The organism is Propioniciclava sp. LT432 (assembly GCF_059515965.1).
Genome location: NZ_JCAKNE010000014.1, coordinates 54,078 through 75,468 on the forward strand (window position 1 = coordinate 54,078; position 21,391 = coordinate 75,468).

The following is a 21,391-nucleotide window of genomic DNA, read 5'->3' on the forward strand; positions in this document are numbered from 1 at the left end:
TCCGTTGCCGCTGACGTCGTGGGCGAGGGTGAAGGTGCCGGTCGTGACGGTGACGGACACCGTCTGCACCTCGGCGACGCTGGCGGAGCCCTGGGTGGTGGTGACCACGTCGACGCCCGCGAACTGGATCGTCTCGTACACCGCCACGCCCAGGTTGTTGACCTGGAGCTTGAGCGACGCGTCGAGGGTGACGGGCAGGCCGACCAGTGCGACGGTGCCCTCGATCTCACCCGCGATCCCGGCCGAGGTGATGACCACCGCGCCGGCTCCGTCGGTCAGCCGCACGCCGACCTCGTCACCCGTCTCTTCGTCACCCGGGTCGCCCAGGAACAGGCTCACGTTGGTGAACGCCACCCGGATGACCTTGGTGCCGGTGGCGGTCGTCCGCTGCTCGAACACCACCGTGGCGGTGAGCTCCTGCTCGTAGAGAGTGACGGCGATGGGCGCCCCGACGCCGACCTGGACGCGCAGGTAGGGGCCTGCGTCCACGTTGAGCGTGCCGCCGACGGGGAGGGTGACGTCGACCACGGCCCGGTTCTTGGTGTTGATGAGGAGCTCGGCGGTGGCGTCCGACAGGCTGAAGTCGTCGCTGAGGGCGTCGTTGAGCGTCAGCGAGACGTCCAGGCGGGCGGCGATGCCGCCGGTCACGGCCGGCTGGGCCGGGGTCTGGCCGGACGCCGGCACAAACGGGCGGGCCGGGGTGACCAGGATCACGCCGGACGCGACGCCGACGGTCACGAACGTGGTCTCCCCATTGCCCAGCGCCAGCTCGACACCCTCCAGCCCGATGGTGATAACGCCGCTGGGGCTGTGCTTGGTGAAGGAGAACGACCCGGTGAGCCGCTGTCCGGCGACCTCGAGGGTGACGCCGAGCCCGGCCACCTGCAGCGAGCCCGCCGCCAGGGTGACGTAGTCGTCGTCCTCGGTCTCGGGCGTGTCCTGGCCGGCGACCTGGAGCTGGCGGTTCGCCGTCGTGGTGTTGAGCCGGAGCTCGAAGGTGCCCGAGAACAGGACGCCGGGGAGGTCGACGGCGACGTCGGCCGAGATCCGGCCGGCGAGGCCGCCCTTGACGGCACCCGCGGGCGGGATGATCTCGAAGACGCCGGAGCCGTTGCTGACCACGACGATGTCCTGCTCGGGGGTGCCCAAGCGCAGGCTGACGTTCGCGAAGCGGATGCGCGAGGTGGTGCTGTCGAGGTTGGCGCCCGTGCCGCCGAAGGCGCCGTCCGCGCCGACGTCGGTCACCTTCTCGAACGAGAGGTCGGCGGTCAGGGTCTGGCCGCCGATCGTCAGCGCCAGGCCGGTGACCGACACCTTCAGGTACGGCCCGGCGGGCAGCGACAGCGTCGAGACCACGCCGTCGAGGACGACCTGCTCCTCGACCGCGACCGGGACGACCTTGCCGTTCACCGTGCGGCGCACGTCGCTGATGCGGACGCCGACCGTCGCCGTCACCGCGGGGATGCCGTCGCCGAGGCGGATCGTGGCGGTGGCGCTGATCTCGCCCGCGAGTCCCTCGGGGGTGAGCAGCATGAGGAACGATCCGGCGCTGAGGCGCAGGCCGACGTCGTCGGCCAGGTCGGCCTCGGTGGTGCCCGGGGTGCCGCCGTCGTTGCCCACGAACATCGTGACCTGGCTGCCCTGGAGGCGGAGCACCCGCACGTCGTCGGTGGTGTTGAGGACACGGTCCGCGCCGGCGTTGCTGACCTGCTCGAAGGCGAAGATGCCGCCGATGCTCTGGCCGAAGGCGGTGATGGATGCGGGGTTGCCCGTCTCGCCGATCTGCACGCGCAGGAACTTCCCGGCGGGGAGGTCGAGCCCCAGGCCCGCGTCCACGACGGGCGCGGGGACGGTGTTCACCTGGAGGGCGACGAGGCCGCTGTCGAAGCGGAAGTCGACGGTGCCCAGGCGCAGCTTGATCGTGCCGCTCACGTCGGCGGCGATGCCGGCCGGGGTGATGAGCAGGCTGCCGGTGCCGCCGGCGAACAACAGACCGCGGTCGTCGCTGTCGGCGTTCAGGACGGCGAGAGCCTCGGGGACGCCGTTCGCGCCGGGGTCGCCGAGGAACAGTTCGACGCCGGACGCCGTCACCGAGACGATGCGTGCGGTGCCGACGGTCTTCTGCTCGATCCAGAAGGTGCCCGCGAGCCGCTGCCCGGCGATGACCAGGACGAGGCCCGTGCCGCCGACGCGCAGCTTCCGCGCGGTGGGCGTCGTGTCGATCTCGAGCGAGAACGCGCCGGTCAACGACACCTGCGGGACGTTGAGGGCCACGTCGACGCTCATCGACCCGGACATCACCTTCACGCCGTTCACGGTGGTGAGGGTGAACGTGCCCGCGCCGTTGCTGAGCACGACGACGTCGGTCGTCCCGTCGCCCAGGCGCAGCTCGACCTCGGAGAAGACGATGCGGGTGGTCGCGGCCTGCCCGGTGCCGACCTGCTCGAACGCGACGTTGCCCGACAGGCTCTGGTCCATGATCGAGAGGGTCACGCCCTCGCCGAACACCCGCAGGTACGGCCCTGCCGGCACGTCGAGGCTGACGGTCTGTCCGCCGAGGGTGACGCTCTCGAGGACCCGGCCGGTGGTGCGGTTGACGGCGAGTCCGAAGGTGCCGGCGAACACGACGTCGTCGGGCAGCACGCCGGTGAGGTTGATCGTGCCCTGCAGCGAGCCCGCGATGCCGGTCGGGGCGACGACGAACACGCCCTCGATGCCGCCCAGGAGCGGCTGCCCGCCGATGACGAGGCTGCCACCCGCGACCGCGATGATCGTGCGCTTCTGCCCGGATGCCGTCGTCGCCTGCTCGATGCTGACCGACGCGGTGAGCTGCGGCCCGCCGGTCCCGAAGGTCAGCACGATGTTCTCACCGACGAAGCGGACGTACGGGCCGGCCGGAAGGCGACGCTCGTCCACGGTCAGGACGCCGTCGTCGGGCAGCAGCACCGCGGCGGCGGTGTTGTTGATCTCGAACCGCAGCTCGCCCGCGACGGTGACGTCGCCGAACGAGAGACCCGAGCCGAGGCTGACGCTGAGGCGTCCGGCGAGGCCGGCGGGGGTGATGACCAGGGCGCCGTCGAGCAGGATCGTGCCGATGCTGCCGCCCAGCTCGAAGGCGAGGTCGGTGATGCCGACGCTGACCAGGCGCGACCCGTCGGCGAGGGTCTCCTGGGTGAAGGAGATCTCGGCGATCGACAGCGCGACCCCGGCGAGGGTGAGCACGACGTCGTTGCCGACGACCTTCAGGTACGGCCCCGCGGGCAGGTCGAGGGTGAGGACGCCGATCGCGCGCTCCGCCCCGAACGCGCCGGTGCCGTCGCCCGCGCGCCACGCGGCGTTGCCGGTGCCGTCGGCGACCAGGAGGTCGGCGGTGGTGCCCGCGTCCGCCCGGCCGAGGCCCAGCCCGACGATGGCGCCGGCGGTGACCGCCGTCGTCGCGGCCGAGAACCCGGCCCAGGTGCCGCCTGGGTTCAGTGCCACGTGGACGCCACCGTCCGCCGTGCTGCGGACCAGGTCGATCGTGCCGTTGCCGTCCACGTCGCCCAGCGCCACGACCGTGCTGCCCGAGGTGCCGGGCGCCGCGGCGGACGCGAACGCGCCCGTGGAGTTGCCGCGCAGGACGGCGTCCGCCGTGCCCGCGACGCCGGAGCCCGCGAACAGGTCGAGGTGGCCGTCGGCGTCCAGGTCGGCCAGAGCGAAGACCTGGGTCGCGGTCCACGTGCCGGCCACGGCCGCGCCGGCGCCCAGCCCGAGCCACTCGCCGGTCGCGCCGCTGGTGCCCAGGTTGCTGTACCGCGTGAGCGCGGTGCCCGAGGCGACGAGCACGTCGGCACCAGCGGCGGCGTCCACGGCCCCGACGACGATCGACCGGGCGGCCGAGCCGAGAGCGGCGCCGGAGACTGCCGTGAACAGGCCGCTGCCGTCATTGCGGTAGAGCAGCGTGTCGCCGGCTCGGCCGACGACCAGCTCGGGTCGGGTGTCGCCGTCGAGGTCGCCCAGGGCGAGCGCGGTGACGGCGTCGGACGTCGGGCCCACCTGGATCGCGGGCAGCGCGTCGTAGGGGTCGCCCGTGCCGTCGTTGACGTACAGGAGGACGCCGGCGCTCGTGCCGAGCAGCAGATCGGCGCGTCCGTCGCCGTTGACATCGCCGACCGCCACGGCGGTCGTGACCAGCGGCTGGAGGCCGAAGGCGATGGTGTCGGTGACGGCGCCGTCGGTGAAGGGGCGGTTGTTGATGACCAGCGTCAGGGTGCCCGACATGCTCACGCCGGGGATGGTGAGCGCGACGGTGCCCGACAGGCTGCCCGCCAGGCCGCCGACCTTGCCGCCCACGCCGTCCGGGTCGCCGAGCAGCAGGAACCCGGTGCCCTGGCTGAGCGTGACGTATGCGGTCGTCCCGTCGCCGAAGGACGCCGACACGTTGCGCAGGGCCACGCGCACCACGGACGCCGTGCCCGTCGTCGCCTTCTCGAAGACGAAGTCGCCGGAGATGCGCTGGCCGAACAGGTCGAGCACGAGGCCCGTGCCCTCGACGCGCAGGTACGGTCCGGCCGGCAGGGCGACGGTGAGGGACCCGCCCTCGAACGCGACGGTCTCGTTGACCGCGCGGGTCGAGGTGTTGAACGCGATGGTGCCGGTGAAGTGGAGGGCCGGGTTCACCGGGGTGTTCGGGATCGTCACGTCGACGGTCGCGGTGATGCTGCCGGCCAACCCGGTCGGGCCGACCACGATGAGACCCTCGCCGCCGGACACGGCCACGCCGGCCGCAGCCGTGCCGAGGCTGACCTCGACGCCGGTGGCGAAGATGCGGACGATCTTCGGCGCCGGGGTCCCGGGCGGGGCGGTGGGGCTGACGGTTCCGGTGACCTGCTCGAAGCCGAACACGCCGGACAGCGACTGGCCGGCGAACGAGAGCGTGGCCTTGGCCGAGGGGGTGCCCACCTGGACGCGCAGGTAGTTGCCGGGCAGGTTCTCGGTGCCCACGGTTTGCTCGACGGCGGTGGTGTTGATGCGCAGGCTGGAGTTGCCGGTGGTCAACTGGACGCCGGGGACGTTCACCGCGACGGTGATCCCGGTGACCACGCCGTACACGCCCGCCGGGGACGTCGCCGTGGCCTTGGTGAGCGTGAGCTCGCCGCTGCCGATGGTGACCTCGACCGGCGCCGTCGTGCTGCCCTCGGGCGGGGTGCCCAGCGAGAGCGTGACCGTGCCCAGCGTGATCGTCAGGTCGCCGTTGGGCTCCTTGATGACCGCGAACGCGCCGGTGAGCTCGAGTCCGGCCACCCGGAGCGTGAGGTTGCTCGCGCCGAGCAGGGCGTAAGGGGCCGCGACGGTCCCCGTCGGGACGGCCTGGTCGCCGGTGAACTGGGCCGCACCCGTGTCGTTGTACTTCACCGTGATGGTGCCGCCGAGTTCGATCCCCGCGATTCCGACCAGGCTCACCGATCCGGTGACGTGGAGCGCGTAGGTGTCGGGCGTGGTGAGCGTGCCGTCGATCTTCATCAGCGTGCCGCCGGCCCCGCTGATCAGGACGCCCTGTGCATTCGGGTTGACGTCGCCGCTCGCCTCGAGGAGGTAGGGCCCCTGGCCCAGGAAGATGCGGGCGTTGGCCAGGGTCGCCACGCCACCGCTGTAGGTGATCTCGGCGTACACCTCCACGAAGTCGCCCAGCCGGAGGGTGCCGGAGCCGGAGATCGCGACGTACGGGGTGCCGCCGCTGGCCCGCTCGGTGGTCCCGAACACCAGCGGGATGGCGATCCCACCGACCTCGACGACCTCGTCGACGGTCTGGTTCGTGGCGTTGTAGCGGACGGCCACGTCGAAGGTCGCGGTGGCGTCGGCAACGTCCAGCTTGCCGGTGCCGGAGAAGGTCCCGACCACGCCCCCTGTCAGCGACCCGTTCGCGGGCAGGACGAGGAACGCGCCCTGACCGCCGGTGATCACGAAGGCGTCGGTCCCGCCGGTCGGCGTGAGTGTGACTCCGACGTTCGCCAGCCCGATGCGGGTGACCCGCGTCGGCACGGCCAGGCGCACGACCGGCGCGGCCGCGGAGCCGACGGTGACCATGTCGAGGTCGTCCCCGGCGTCGAGGTTGGCGAGAGCGAGGAAGTGGCTGGGCCCGGCGGCGGCGTCCCAACCTGCCTTGAAGCCGAGCCAGTCGGCGCCCGAGCCGCCGCGGTTGGTGAAGACCAGCGGCGCACCGGTCGTGCCCAGCACGACGTCGAGCGTGCCGTCGGCGTCCACGTCGTCGAGGGCGACTGCGGTCGCCGCGGGGGCCGCCGGGGTGGCCGAGAGCGCGGTGCCGGCGGCGATGCCCTGCCACACTCCGCCGACGACGGCGTCGCCGGCGCTGTGGGTCGCGGCCGTGGTGGCGAGGACGCCGCGGGTCAGGCCGGTGAAGGTGGTCGCGGTCGTGCCGGTGTAGGCGATGGCCTCGGAACCGATGCGCAGGATCCCGGCCGGGGCGAAGCCGGTCGTGCTCCCGACCGTCAGCGCGTCGGTGGCCGCGGCCGTGACGTCCGCCGTCAGGGAGGTCGCGCCGGACCCCGCCCGCTGATTGAGGTACACCTGTGCGGGGGCGCCGTTGTTCGCGACGACCACGTCGGCCCAGCCGTCGGCATTGACGTCACCGACCGCGACCGCGGTCGCGGCGGCCGTGTTGGCCAGGGAGACCGCGGCGGACGCCGTCAGCCCCAGCCACGCGCCGGAGGGGTCGAGGCCGAGGTTGGTGTGGACGGCGTGGGCGACGCCTGTGTTGGCGACGACGAGGTCGAGGCGTCCGTCGTTGGTCAGGTCGGCCAGCGCGACGCCGGTGGTGGCGGTGTCGGTGCCGCGCGTGAACGAGGCGGCGGACAGGTACGGCACCCACTGGGTCGGACCCACACCGGTGACCGTGGCACCCGAGGCGTGGTCGGCCGGCGCCGTGCGCGTCAGGCCGGTGAAGGTGGTGGCGGTCTTGCCCGTGTAGGCGATCGCCTCGCCGCCCACGATCAGCGTCCCGGCAGCGGCGAACGCGGCGGCGGAACCGACGCTGATCGTGGTGGCTTCCTTCGCCAGGGGCGCCGTCAGGGTGGTGGTGGCGCGCGCCTGGTTCCGGAAGACCTTCAGCGTGGCGCCGGCGCCGCTCGCGCCGACGACGATGTCGGCGTAGCCGTCCCCGTCGACGTCGCCGACCGCGACCGAGGTGGCCAGCGGCGTGTCCAGCGCGATCCCGGCGGCGACGCCGAGCCACGAGCCGGACCCGCTGCCGAGGTTGCGGTGCACGGTGCTCGTGGTGTCGCGGACGAGCACGAGGTCGGCGAGGCCGTCGAGGTTGACGTCGGCCAGCGCGATCGCGCGGGTGGTGCCGGAGCCGCCGGTGAGGGTGAGCGCCGTGGCGGTGGAGGCGAACGCGCCGGGGCCGGTGCCGCGGAACAGGGCCGCGCCGCCCGCGTTGCCGAGCAGCAGATCCGCCAGCCCGTCGCCGTCGAGGTCGCCGAGGGCCAAGGCGGTCACGGGGGTGGTGACCGAGGTCGGCGCGGTGCCGGTGCCACCGAAGCCGGGCTTCGTGCCCTGATCGACCACGAAGTCGCCGGAGAAGGTCACGGCGCCGCCGACGACCAGGCTGCCGGCCACCGACACCCGGAAGAATGGACCACCGGGCACGTCGAGGTCGATGGGCTTCGTGGTGCCGTCGGGCAGGTCCACGGTGAACGTGCGGTCGACCGGCTGGGTGCCGGTGTTGATCGAGAGGGCGACAGCGCCGCTCAGGGCGATGCCGCTGCCGAACTGGAACACCGCCGGCACGTCGCCGCTGCCGCCGAGCGACCCGGAGAACGTGGCCGCGACGCCGGCCGGGGTGATGAGCACGGCACCGGACCAGTCGTGCTGGGCGGTGACGACGACCGCACCGCCCAGGTTGAGGGTGAGGTCGGCGAACGCGATGCTGACCTCGGGCTGGGCCGTGCCGGTGCGCTTCTCAATCACCACGTTGCCGCCGAGGGACTGGCCGGCGATGGTCAGCGTCGCGCCCATGGCCACGACCCTGATCCCCTGGTACAGCCAGTCGTCGTCGGTGAGGTCGGCGGGGGTGCCCGCGCCGGCGATCTGGATGTCCGCGGTGGTCGTGTTGAACCGGAGGCCGAAGTCGCCGGCGAGCGTGATGGAGGGGATGTCCAAGAGCACGGACGCCGTGACCTCCCCGTACAGCCCGGCCGTCGTCAGGGTCACGTCGCCGTCGATGTCGGCCACGGTGACCAGCGCCTGCGAGGCGGTGCCGAGCACGAGGCGTCCGTTGCTGATCTGGACGTTGAGCGCGCCGGTCGTCTTCGTGACCTCGACGTCGGCGGACAGGCTCTGGCCTGCGAACGCGAGCGTCACGCCGGTGCCGGAGACCCGTAGGAACTCGCCCGCGGGGAGTTCGAGGGTGAGCGTCTCCCCGCCGACCAGGAAGGTCTCCTCGACCGCGGCGGTGGTGGTGTTGACCTCCAGCGACAGCGCGCCGGACAGGGTCACGCCAGGGACGTTGCGGAGCGCCACCGTGCCGCTGACGGACCCGGCGATGCCGGTTCCGTAGCTGACGAACAGCGCCCGGCCGTCGGTCAGGGTGAGGAAGTTGCGCGTGCCGTCACCCAGGGCCAGGGACACGTTCGTCGCGGCGACGCGGACGAGCGTGGTGTCGGCGTTCAGCCCGGTGCCGCCCGCGACGCCGTCGGCGCCGAGGTTGACCGCCCGCTCCAGCGCGAGGTCGGCCCGGACGACCTGCCCGGCGACCTTCAGCACGACGCCGGTGCCGGCGACGCGCAGGTAGGGCCCGGCCGGCAGGTCGAGGGCGACCGTGGTGTTGCCGACGACGAGGCTCTCGGCCACCGGCAGGTCACCGTTGTTGACCTGCACCTCGAGGGCACCGGTCAGGCTGATCTCGCTGCCGAGGTCGAACGTGACGTCGCCTGAGAACGAGCCGGCCAGCCCGGTGGGCCGGAGGACGAACAGGCCGGTGCCGTTGAGGACGGCCACCTTCGGGGTCGCGACGGTGCCGAGGAGGATCAGGTCGGCGTCCGCGATCCCGACCCGGACGACCTTCTGGCCGGCTGCGTTGGTGACCTGCTCGAAGCTCACGTCGGCGGTCAGGCTCTGGCCGAGCAGGGAGATGACCAGGTCGTCGCCGGCGACGCTGAGGTACGGGCCGGCCTGCAAGGTGCGGGTGGTGAGCACGGCCGGGGCGTTGGTGGTGTTGACCACGATGGCCACGTTGCCCGTCAGGGTCACGTTCGGCACGTTGACCGCGAGGTCGACCGCGACGTGGCCGGCCAGGCCCGCCGGGGTCAGCAGGAACTCTCCCACGCCGTCCTGGGTGAGGGTGAGGAGCGGAGCCTGCGGCGTCCCGCCGAGCCGGAGGGCCACGTTCGAGGCCTGCACCCGGACGCTCGCCGCGCCGGCGGCGTCCACCGTGCGGGTGATCACGAGGTCGCCCGAGAGGGTCTGCCCGAGCACCGCGAGCTGGACGCCCTTGCCTGACACCCGCAGGAACGGGCCGGTCGGCAGGTCGACGGCGACCGGTGCGCCGGAGCCGACGCTGAAGGATTCCTTGACCGCGGCGTCGGTCGTGTTGACCTCGACGGCGAGGGCGCCCGACAGCGTGACGTTCGGGACGTTCAGCGCCACGTTGCCCGTGATGCGGCCGGCGACGCCCGTGGGGGTCACCAGCAGGGCGGCCGTCCCGCCGCTGAGGGTGAGGACCGGCGTCGCGCCGCCGAGGGAGAGTGCCACGTCGGTCATCGCGAGGCGGACGGTGGTGCGGTCGAGATTGGCGCCCGACCCGCCGGGGACGCCGTCGGCGCCGTACGAGGTGGACTTCTCGATCGCCACGTTGCCGGACAGGGTCTGGCCGAGGATCGTCAGCACGAGCCCCGTGCCCTCGAACCGCAGGTACGGGCCGGCGGGCAGCGCCAGGGCGAGCGTGGTCGAGCCGAGGGCGACCGAGGCGTTCACGGACGCCGTCGTGGTGTTGATCGCCAGCGAGAGCGACCCGGTGAGCGACGTGCCGGCCGGCAGGGCGACGACGACGGTTCCGGACAGGCGCCCGGCCACGCCCGCCGCCGTGACGAGCAGGACGCCGCTGCCGCCGGTGAGCCGGACGCCGTACGTCCCGGTCCCGAGCGCCACGTCGACGTTCGCCAGCCCGAGGGTGGTCACGGGGGCGCCTGCCACCGTGGCCCGCTCGAGCAGGACGTCGGCGGTGAGCGACTGGCCGAGGACCTGCAGCGTCATCCCGAGCGCCTCGACGCGGACGTACGGGCCGGCCGGCAGGTCGAGGGTCAGCGTGGACCCGGCGACGACGACGCTGCGCTGCACCGGGGCGGCCGTGGTGTTGATGGCCACCGACAGGCCGGTGCCGAGCGAGACGCCGGGCACGCTGAGCGCCACGTCGGCCTCGAGGCGCCCGGCCAGCCCGGTGGCGCCGAGCACGAGGAGTCCCTCGCCGCCGGTCACGGACACCGCGCCGCCGAGCTCGAGCTCCACACCGGACGCCGCCACCACCACGTCGTCGCCGACGCGGCTGAACGCGAAGGTGCCGGTGAGGCTCTGGCCCGCGACGGCGAGAGTGGCGTCGGCGGCGACGAGTTCGGTCACGAGGGCGGGGGTGGCGAAGACGACCGGGACGCCGGCGTCCGGGCTGCCCGCGATCTCGAGGGTCTGGTTGATCGCCTGGCCCGTCGTGTTGACCCGCGCGGTGACGGTGCCGGTCAGGGTGACGCCGGCGACGCCGACGAGGCTGACGGTGCCCTCGGCGACCAGGGCGTGGGTGGAACCGATCTTCACCAGGCCGATCCGGCCGTTGGTGAGCAGGACGCCCATCGCGAGCGGGTTGGTCTCCCCCGTGCTGAGCTTGGCCGGGCCGCGACCGAGGAAGATCGTGAGGCCCTCGCCGGCGAACACCTCAGCGGCCTGGCCGTTGATCGTGGTCTCCTGGAAGGAGATGCTGCCCTCGATCGTGACGAAATCGGCGATGGTGAGGCTGAGGTTCGACAGCGAGACCTCGAACACGTTCCCCGTGGCGAACTTGACCACCAGCGTCCGGCCGCCGAGCTCGATCGAGCTGTCGACGGCGGCGCTCGTGGTGTTGATGCGCAGCAGCAGGTCGGCGCCGGCAGCGACCGGACCGGCGGCGAGGTTGGCCTTGCCGGACACGTACCCGGCGAGGCCGCCTGCGAGGAACACGAACGCGCCCTCGCCGTCGACCAGGGTGGCGGCGCCCTGGCCCAGAGTCACGCCGATCGTCACGTCGGTGGCGGCGACGACGGTCAGCGCCGAGCCGTCCGGCGCGGTGCCCTGCTGGAAGGCGAAGTTGCCCGAGAGCTCGGGGGTGCCGAGGTCGAGCTTCGCGCCGAGCGCGCGGACGCTGACGTACGGGCCGGCGGGGAGGTCGAGGACGGTCGGCGTCCCGGCCAGGACGAAGGTCTCGGTGACAGCGGTCGTGCCGGTGTTCACGTCGATGCGCAGCGAGCTGGCGACCAGCGTGATGCCGCCGGGCAGGTTCGCCGAGAACGAGGTGACGACGAGGCTGCCCGCGATGCCGGCGGGGCCGATGAGCAGCAGGCCGGTGGCGTCGACGATGTCGAGGATCGTCGTGGTGCCGGTCGTCAGCGTGAGCAGCGAGGTGGTGGCCCCGTCGGTGTTCGCGATGGCGACCTTGAGCACGGTGGCGCCGGCGGCGTCCGTGGTCTGCTCGAACACGACGTCGCCGTGGAGTTCCTGGCCACCAAGGACCAGGTCGACTCCGTCGGCCTCGACGCGCAGGTGGCGCGTCGAGGGGCGCGTGTCGAGGTCGACCGTGACGGCCGCGTCGAGCGCGACGCCCGGCACGGTGAACGCGACCGCGCCGGAGAAGCTGCCGTGGACGCCGCCGGGCTCGACCGTCAGGTCGGCCGTCGCACCGGTCACGCTGGCCACGCCGCCGCCGAGCGACAGCGCGGCGCCGGTGACCACGAGGTGCGTGGCGGCGCCCACGCGCTCGATCCCCAGGTCGCCGCTGATCCGCTGCCCGAGGACGTCCAGCGCGACGCCGGTGCCGGCGAGGCGCAGGTAGTCGGCGCCGGCGGTGCCGGCGGGCAGGGCGAGCAGCAGGTCGGCGCCGCCGACCGTCAGGACCCGGTTCACGAGGGTGGGGGTGGTGTTGAGCTGGAGGTCGAGGTCGCCGGTGAGGCTGACCCCGGGGATCGTCACGGCGATCGTCCCGGACACGGACGCGGCGAGCCCGGCCGAGGTGAACAGGACGGCGCCGCGGCCGTTCGTCAGCGAGGCGACGGTCTGGCCGCCCGCCGTGATCGCGAGGGTGAGGTTCGTGACGCCCGCGACGACGACGGCTGCGCCGGCGGAGTCGGTGGACTTCTCGAAGGCGAGGTCGGCGCTCAGGGTCTGGCCGCCGACGGAGATCCGCGCGCCGAGCGCCTCGACACGGAGGTACGGGCCGGCGGGCAGGTCGTCGACCGCGGCGATGCCGGTGTTGACGGCGAGCGCGACACTGGACAGGGCGACCTCGGGGAGGCCGATCGTGGTGACGGTCGCCGACAGCCGGCCGGCGACGCCGCCGGCGCCGATCACGAGGGAACCGTTGATCGCCGTGAGGCCGAGGAGGGTGGTGGCGCCGTCGGCGAGGGTCAGCGTGCCCCCGGCCAGCGTGAGGCGGGTGACGGGGTTGCCGCTGTCGGTGCGGCGCTCGATGTCGAGCTGCTGGGCGGTGATGGTCTGGCCGGCGACGGTGACGCCGACGTTGCTCGCGGTGAGCCGCAGGTACGGGCCGGCGGGGAGCGTGGCGTCCAGCGTGGTGCCGTCCGCGTCGAAGGTGACCTGCGCGGCGGTGGTGTTGATGGCGAGCCGGACGCCGGCGCCCAGGGCCACGCCGGGCAGTGCAACGGCGAACGTGCCCGACACGACCGCGGCGACGCCCGCGTTGGTCAGGTGGAACTCGCCCGAACCGTTGCGCAGCGACAGCAGCTCGGTGCCGCCGTCGGTGAGCACGAGTTCGACGTTGGCGGCCGTGATCGTCATGCCGGTGGTGGTCCTCGCGAACGACAGGTCGGCGGCGAACGTCTGGCCCAGGACGCCGACCTGCAGGCCTACGCCGGCCACCGAGACGAACGGTGTGGCGATGCTGCCGGTCTCGTCGGGGGTGCCTGCCGTGCCGTCGGTGAAGGCGAGGACGACGTCGCCGGAGCCGTCGCCGAAGGCGATCGTCTGCGAGACGGCGTCCCCGGTCTGGTTCATCCGCGCGCGCACCTGGCCGGCGAGGGTGACGCTCGCGAAGCCGACCAGTTCGACCGTGCCGCGCAGGTCGAGGGCGAAGGCCTCGCCGATCTTCACGAACCCGACGACGGCGTCCGTGACGAGCAGGCCACGCGCGAGCGGGTTGCGGTTGCCGTCCACCGTGGTCAGCGGCCCGTCGCCCACGAACACGGTGAGGTTGCGACCGGCGAAGCTGGTCGGCGTGGCGGCGAAGTCGCCCTCGATGGTCACGAAGTCCCCGATGGTGAGCGTGCCGCCGGTGATCGCGATGCTGAACGTCTGGTCGCCGGAGGCGAAGGTGACGGGCAGGTCCTCGCCGCCGACGGAGACGACGGTGTCGAGGGGCTCGCCCGTGGTGTTGACGCGCAGGAGGACGCTGGCGCCGCCGGTGAGGCCGAGCGACGGCAGGGCGGCGCTGAGGTCGCCGGAGACGAAGCCGGCCAGGCCGGTGCTGGTGACGATGAGGACGCCGGTCGCGTTGGTGATCGAGCCGCCCGCCGCGATGGTGGCCGACCCTCCGGTCAGGGCGATGATCGTCGTGGCCTCCCCGCCGGCGGGGGCGGAGCGCTGGAACGCGAACGAGCCGGTGAGCGAGCCGAGGGTGCCGACGGTGAGCGTGGCGGGGCCGGTGGTGCCGACGAGCACCCGCACGTAGGGGCCTGCCGGCAGGGTCACGCCGGCGCCGAGCACGACCGGGGTGGGACGCGTGTTGACCTCGACCCGGAAGGTGAGGTCGGTCAACGCCAAGGGGGACGGCAGGGTGATGGCGGGCGTCAGCGACAGGGACCCGGCGATGCCGTCGGGCGCGATGACCAAGGAGCCGGAACCGGAGGTGACATGCAGGAAGGTGCCCACCCAGAAGTCGATGGCCCCCAGGGTCACGGTGACGACCGAGCCGCCGCCGGCCGCGGCTGTCCGTTCGAGAGTGACGTCGGCCTTGATCAGCTGGCCGGCGATGGTGAGGTCGAGCCCGACGCCCCCGATGCTGACGTGGCCGTTCTCGGTGGTGTCGATCTGCGCCGACACGTTGCCGGTCAGCGTGACGCCGGGGACCGCGAACGCGACCGTGCCGGTGAACGACCCGGAGAGCCCCTCTGGGGCGAGCGTCAGGGACGCCGTCGCGCCCGAGATTGACGCGAGTCCGCCGGCGAGCGAGAGGGTGGCGTCGGTGAGGGTGACGTTGGTGATGGCGCCCGACCGCTCGACGGTGAGGTTGCCGCTCAGCTGCTGACCCAGCACGTCGAGGGTGACGGCGGTGCCGGTGACGCGGAACCAGCCGGCTTGCGTGTCGACCCCGACGGCCAAGGTGCCCGAGACCGACACGCCGGGGACGGTGATCGCGATCGTGCCGCCGAGCGCGCCGGTGACGTGCCCGCCGGCCAGCGTGAGCGTGCCGGCGCCGTCGGTGAGCCGGACGACCGGGTCGGTCGCCGGGACGAGCAGGGTTGCGTTGGCCACGGTGACCGTGAGGCCCGAGGTGGCGTTCTCGAAGGCGACGTCCGCGCGCAGGGTGAGGGCGCCGATCGTGAGCGTTGCGCCCGCGACCGCGACGCGGAGGTGGCCGGCGGCGGTGTCGACCTGCACCGACAGGGCCGCACTGAGCGTGAACTGCGCGGGGGCGGTGGTCACGGTGGCGGCGAAGCTGCCCGCGACCCCGGCCGGGGTGGCGGTGAGCGAGCCGTTGACGGAGCCGAGCACGAACGCGCCCGAGCCGAGGTTGATCGTGCCGCCGCTCACCGACACGGTGGTGGTGTCGCCGCGCCGCTCGACCGTGAAGGTGCCGCTGACCTGCTGGCCGGCCATGGTGAGGGTGATGCCCGTGCCGGTGAGCTTCACGAACCCGCCGGACGCCCTGGTGTCGATACCCAGGCCGAACGTGCCGGTGGTCAGCGAGACCCCGGGCAGGTCCAGGGTGACGTCACCCGAGACCGAGCCGAAGACCCCGGCGTCCGACATCGTCAGGCTGAGGACGCCGGTGTCCAGCGACGCGACCGGGGAGCTGGCCCCGTCCGGCACGATCGCGAACGTGACGCCGGTGGCGGCGACGGTGAGTCCACCGGCCGCGGGCCGGGTGAACGTGAAGGCGCCGGCCAAAGTCTGGCCGTACACGGCGAGGTCGAGGGTGCCCGCGATCGCGACGAACGGCGTCCCTGCACTCCCCTCCTCGCCGGTGCCGAAGGTGACTGCGACCGGGTCGCTGCCGGGGACGGGAAGCGACGCGCTCTGGGTGGCGCCCGTGTCGTTGTACCGGACGCCGAGGGTCCCCGCCAGCGTGACGCCCGGCACGCCGAGCAGCTGGACGGTGCCGGACGCCGACAACGCGTGGGTGTACGGGGCGGTGGCACCGACACGGACGACGCCGACGGTCGCGCCGGTGACCAGCAGGCCGCGGGCCAGCGGGTTGATCGAGCCGTCGGCGAGCCACGCCGGGCCGTCACCGACGAAGAGGCTGAGGCCGGTGCCCGCGAAGGTGCCCGTGCCGGGATCGATGGTGATCGACCCGCGGATCGTGATCGGGCCGAGGGTCAGCGCGACATCGGCGAGGCTGAGGACGAAGGCCTGGTCGTCCGCGAAGGTGACCGCGACCTCGCGGCCGTCGAGCAGCACGGTGCGGCTGAACGCCCCGCCGGTGGTGTTGAACCGCACGGCGGCGGCTGTGCCGCTGACGGGCGAGGCAGCCGGGCCGGCCGTCCCGGTCAGGTGGCCGGCGGCGCCGCCCGTCCCCGACAGCACGAGCACGCCGGACGCCGAGGTGAGCAGCGCTGACGACGCACCGGCCACGGTCGCGCTCATGCCCGTGACGCCGAGGACCACCACGGCCGTGCCGTCGGTGCCGACCTGGCGCTCGACGAAGGCCCCGCCGTCGGTCAGGGTGGCGACGCCGTCGATTGTGACCGTCGCGGCCGCCACGGTGACCCGGACGTACGGCCCGGCGGGCAGGCCGGCCGCGGCGGTGGGGCGGGTGTTGACCTGGACCGTGACCGCGGTGCCGGTCAGGGCGACGAAGCCGGTGGCACTCGCGGTGGCGCTGATCGTGCCCGCGACCCCGGCCGCTTCGATGGCCACAGTGCCGGTGCCGCCGGTGAGCGTGAGCGTCTGCGTGGGGGTGGCCTCCGGGCCGATCGCCATCGTCAAGGTGGCGGCGTCGAAGGCGACCGCGAGCGCGTTGCCGGTCCGGGTCAGCGTCACCGTGCCGCCGAGTGACTGGCCGGCGATCGTGGCGGACGCCGTCCCGGCGGCCTGCAGGACGCCGGCCGTGACGGTTGCCCCGCCGAGGGTGACGTCGGCGTCCGTACCGTTGTAGCCCAGCGTCCAGCCAGTGCCGATGAGGCTGACGGCCGGGACGCCGGTGAGCGCGACGGTCGCGCCGGCGATCCGCAGGGCGACCCCGCCGTCGTCCTGGATCGCCAGGTCGAGGTCGGTGGCCGTGAGGGTGAGCGCCGGGCCGCCGGGGACGGCGAGCGTGGCGGTGACCGCGGACGCCGCGACCTCCAGCCGGCTGGTGTCGGGGTCGGGGACCGTGTCCTCGGTCTGGGTGAGCGTGGCAGTCGCGGCGGCGATGGTGAGGCCGTCCCCGACGTTCAGCTCGAGGTCGGCCAGGGTGATGAGGACGAACGTCCCGTCGGCCAGAGAGGCGTTGTTGGTCAGCGTGTACTTGCCGGTCAGCGTCGCCCGGCCGGCGACGACGCGGGCGCCGACGACGAGGTTGATGCGCAGCAGGCCGGTGAGGGTCACCTCGCCGTCGTAGGGTCCTTCGTACGGAGCGGTCGCGTCGAGGGCCGGGAACGAGATCGTGGGCGACTCAAGCACCACGATGCCGAGGTCGATGTTGCCGAGGGTCTCGGTGCGGGCTTGGCCGAGGTACTGCTGGAGCAGCGGGACGATCGCGCCGATGAACCCGACGAGCGGGGAGCCGGTGAGGTATTCGCTGAAGTGGGCCAGAGCGGCGGAGACGGTGCCGGCGGCGTCGTCCCGCGTGGTGGCCTGGGCCTCGAGGGTCCCGTCCGGGGCGAGGTAGTAGACGCTCGACGCACCGACCGGGCCGGCGACACGGAGGGTGAGCACCGGCGCGACCGCGAAGGTGGTGATCTCGGCACCGGTGCGGGCGTCCCAGGCGCGCAGGTCGTACACGGCCGACGTGGCGAGCAGGCCCGGGATGCCGCGCGGCGTGACGGTGATCGTGACCCAGGCATCCGCGGGGAGCGAACCCGGCGCGAAGGTGAGGATCGCGCCGGCCGCGGTGAGGGTCCCGCCGAGGGCCGCGGTGACGAGGGTTGCGCCGACGGGTGGGGTGAAGGCTGTGGTGCCGAGGGGGGCGGGTGCCGGAGCCGGGGGCTCGACGGCGGGAGTGCTGGGGACCGGAGCGAACTGCTCGACGGTGGCGGTGCGGGTGACGAGGTTGACGGCTGTCGAGCCGTGGGGTGCGGAGCTGACGGAGGCGGTGGAGTTGGCATCATCCGCCGGCGGGCCACGTCCAGCCCGAACTGTGAGGTCGCCCTCGGCGAAGACCGGGGAGTTGACCTGCACGAGGCTGCTGAACCGGGCCAGGTTGATCGCGAGCGCCGGCGCCGTGGTGGCGAGGACGTTGCCACCGGCGTTGGCCGCTGCGACGCCGGCGCTGACCGCGAGCAGGCTCGCGGGTCCATTCGAGGACAGCGGGGCACCGGTCGGGACGAGCACCGACACCTGGGCGGTGAGCGCGTTGACCGCGATCACGGCCAGCGGACGGGCACCCGCGACGAGGGCGGGGGCGTCCGTCGCAGGTGCGTCGGCAAGACCGGCGGACAGGGCGTCCGCCGCGAGCAGCGCGGCCGAGAGCGATGACGCGGGCAGCGTGGCCGCGGGAACGATGGCCGCGCTGGCGTCCGCGAAGGAGCGTGAGGTGCCGGTCGCCGTGATGCGGAGGCTGCCGGCGTTGACCGAGCGCAGCACCCGAGCGTCCACCCGGTGCACCCCGATCACCAGTGCCAGGCCGGACGCCGAGGCGTCGGCCTTTGCTTGCTGCACGGCCTCGGCGGCGAAGGAGCCCGTGAGTGTCAAAGCTGACCCGGAGCCGAGGCTGGCGTCCGTCGTCACCGACGACACCAGCAGGGCCGAACCGGGCGCGCCGTCGGCGTGGCTGGACGCGACGTCCGTCGAGGTGGCGTTGATCGCGAGGTCGGTCGCGGTGAGGACCGGGGCACCGTCGAGGGCCGCCTGCGAACCGGTGCTCGAGACCAGCGCCGCCAAGCCCGCCTGGCCCGCACCGTCGGCCGTGACGTGCGCGTCGTCGGTGGAGGCGGAGGCGATGGACAGCGTGGCGGCGGTGAGGGTCCCCTCGCCCGAGACCGACGCCAGCGTCCGGCCGTCGAGACGGCCGAGGGCCAGGCTGCCGGCGGCCGGGGCGATCGCCCCGACGGCGGCGGCGTGCGTGGGCTCGAGGATGCCGAGGGCGTCCGCGGCGAGGGCGCCACCCTGGCCGGACGCCGTGACCGTGAGCGAGCCGTCGGCCGTTGCGGCGACCCGCACGTCGGACGCGGTGATGGACGCGGACGGTCCGCCCACGACCTGCGCGCGGGTCTGGCGGTCAACGGTGGCGGTCGCGAGGCCGGCACCCGCAGCGGCGATCGCGACGACGTGGGTCTTGTTGTGCGCGGTCACCGAGAGGACGCCCGGGGTCCGGATCGTGGTCACACCCTCGATGAGGGTTGCCGCGGAGCTGGCCAGCGTCACGGCTGCCACGGCCGCGTCCAGGGCGCCCGTCGATCCACCGGTCGCCGTGACGGCACCGGCGGCGTCCGAGGAGGCGCTCAGCGTGATGGGGCCGGAGGCCTCGATGCGCGAGTCGCGGACGACGACGGACGCGGACGACGTCCCCTTCGCCACGCTGTCTCCGGACGCCCGGGTCACGGCTTCGGCGGCCAGGGTGACGGGTCCGCCCAGCAGGGTCGCGCCGTCGACTTGGACGGACGCCGACGCACCGTCCGTGCGGTCGTCGGTGGCCAGCAACGTGATGGCGCCCGATCGGTCCGCGCCGCGGGTGTCGACCGTGGTGCCCTCGGCCACCCGGATGGTGCGAGCGTGGATGGTGAGATGGGCACCGGTGTCGGTGAACCGGATCTCACCCGTCAGCGTGACGGCGCCGTCGCCGGCCTCGAGCACGGCCGCCAGCCTCGGGGCCGCGAAGGAGAGCGTCGTGCGGAGTCCGCCGAGCAGCAGGTGGGCCAGCCGCGAGGCGTCGGATCCGAGCACCAAGGGGGTGCCGTTCCCGATCACCGTGAGGCTGGCGTGCGAACCGTCGACCACCACGTCGACCGGGGACTCGTCGCCCAGGCCGCGCAGGTCGACCGTCACGGCGGACGCCGCCGAGCCGCCCCGCACGAGGACCGACACGACTCCGGTGGCCGGCGTCGTCACGGTGGTGTCGGCGGTGGCGTAGACGAGGTGGCCGATCGCACTGTCGTAGCGGACCGTGCCCGCGTCCGTGGTCCCGGCCGGCAGGACGAGGGTCGCGGTGGAGCCGCTCACCTGCCAGACGGGGACAACCGGATCAGGGACCACTGAGGGGTCGGGTGACGTGGCGTCCTGCACGACCGGCTGGGGCACCGACTCGGTCGCGGACGTGGCCTCGGCCGACACGGCCGTGCTCGTCGACTGCGTCGCGGGCTCGGTGGCCGTGGGCTCGGTGGCCACAGGTTCGGACGCCACGGGCTCGGACGCCGCAGGCTCAACCGCGGCAGGCTCGGTGGCCACAGGCTCGGACGCCGCCGGCTCAACCGCAGCAGGCTCGGTGGCCACAGGCTCGGACGCCGCCGGCTCAACCGCAGCAGGCTCGGTGGCCACAGGCTCGGACCCCGCAGGCTCGGACGCCGCAGGCTCGGACGCCGCAGGCTTCGTCGCAACCGGTTCCGGCTGCGGGAGCAGCGAGGCGCTCACGCCGTGGGACTCCCCCGACGTGAGCGTGTCGTTCATCAGCCCGGAACCGGTGTGGTCCAGGCCCACGGCATGGCCGACCTCGTGGCGCACCACCGTGATCAGGCTCATGGCGGACCAGCCCCACCCGGCCGCGTCGACGTCGATCTGGATCGACTTGCCGGAGGTGAGGCCCAGCTTGGTCCCGGAGAGGTCGGCGACGGAGGCACTGACGCCGGCCGTGTCGGCACCGGCCGCGGCCCATTCGGACTTCGCCCGGGCCAGGGCCGAGGCCAGTTCGGCGGAGCTGAGTTCGTCGCCGACGACCGGGGTCTCGGGCAGGCTCGCAGCGGACATCGCGTCGCCCGCTTCGGTGGGCGTCTCGGCGGCCGCGCTGGGGGGCGACGTCACGACGGACACCTGGTCGTCACCCGAGATGCTGGCGTTCCCGCCGTCGGCCATGGGGCACGAGATGGACGCCTGCGTCCCGTTGGTGCCGCCGACCGTGGTGCACTGGCTCGTGGAGAGTGCCTTGGCCAGAGCGGCCAAGGCTTCCTGCAGCCTGGCGTCCGCATCGGCCTGCGCCTGCTGGACGGCCCGGGCCTGCCGGTCCGCCTCGGTCTCCTGGACACGCGCCTGCTGAACTCCCGTCGTCTTGACCCGGGTCGTCTGGACCTTGGCCTGCTGGGCGGCGCGCTGCTTCTGGACCTGCGCGGACTGGGCCGCCTGCTGTCGGGCGCGCTCGGCCCGACGCGCCTCCGCCTCCTGGGCGGCCAGCACGCGGTCGAGTTCTGCTCGCGCCTCGGACGCCGGAAGCACCTGGAGCGCGAGTGCCTCCGCGTCCCTCAGGACGATGGGGGTGGGCACGAACGGCGCCTCGGGCGTGACGGTAGCCGGCGCGGCCTGGCTGGGCGGCGCCGGAGGGTTCGTCGTACTGGCCACGGCCCGTCCGGCACCGAACAGGATCATCCCGATGGTGAGCGCGAAGGAGATCAGGAGTGCAAGACCCTTCCGCACGCGTCGGGGGCGCAACACGGGCAGGACACCGCGACCGGTGCTCTGTTCCGAGTGCAGCCTGACCATGGTGGGGCGCTCCGACCTGACGGGGGGCATGGGGGTGTTGCCTTCCCAAACAGTGTCACGCGCGAAGATCGCCGGTAAATGGCCCGCAATGAACTACAAGTGTGTTTTTCCCCCGCGACTCTTCTCAGGTTGCCATGAGGTTTCCATCAAGAAA

The 21,391-nt window shown here is 73.4% G+C and carries 1 protein-coding gene (running past one end of the window); it reads right to left on the reverse strand.

Annotated elements, in window-relative coordinates:
- Window positions 1–21,267, reverse strand: partial view of an FG-GAP-like repeat-containing protein gene (locus AC5YDV_RS09355; RefSeq protein ID WP_496192472.1) — the 5' portion only. 22,587 nt of this gene lie to the left of the window's left edge; 21,267 of the gene's 43,854 nt are visible here — the first part of the coding sequence; the start codon lies at window positions 21,265–21,267; its stop codon lies off the left edge, out of view.
- Window positions 21,268–21,391 lie beyond the last annotated feature (124 nt).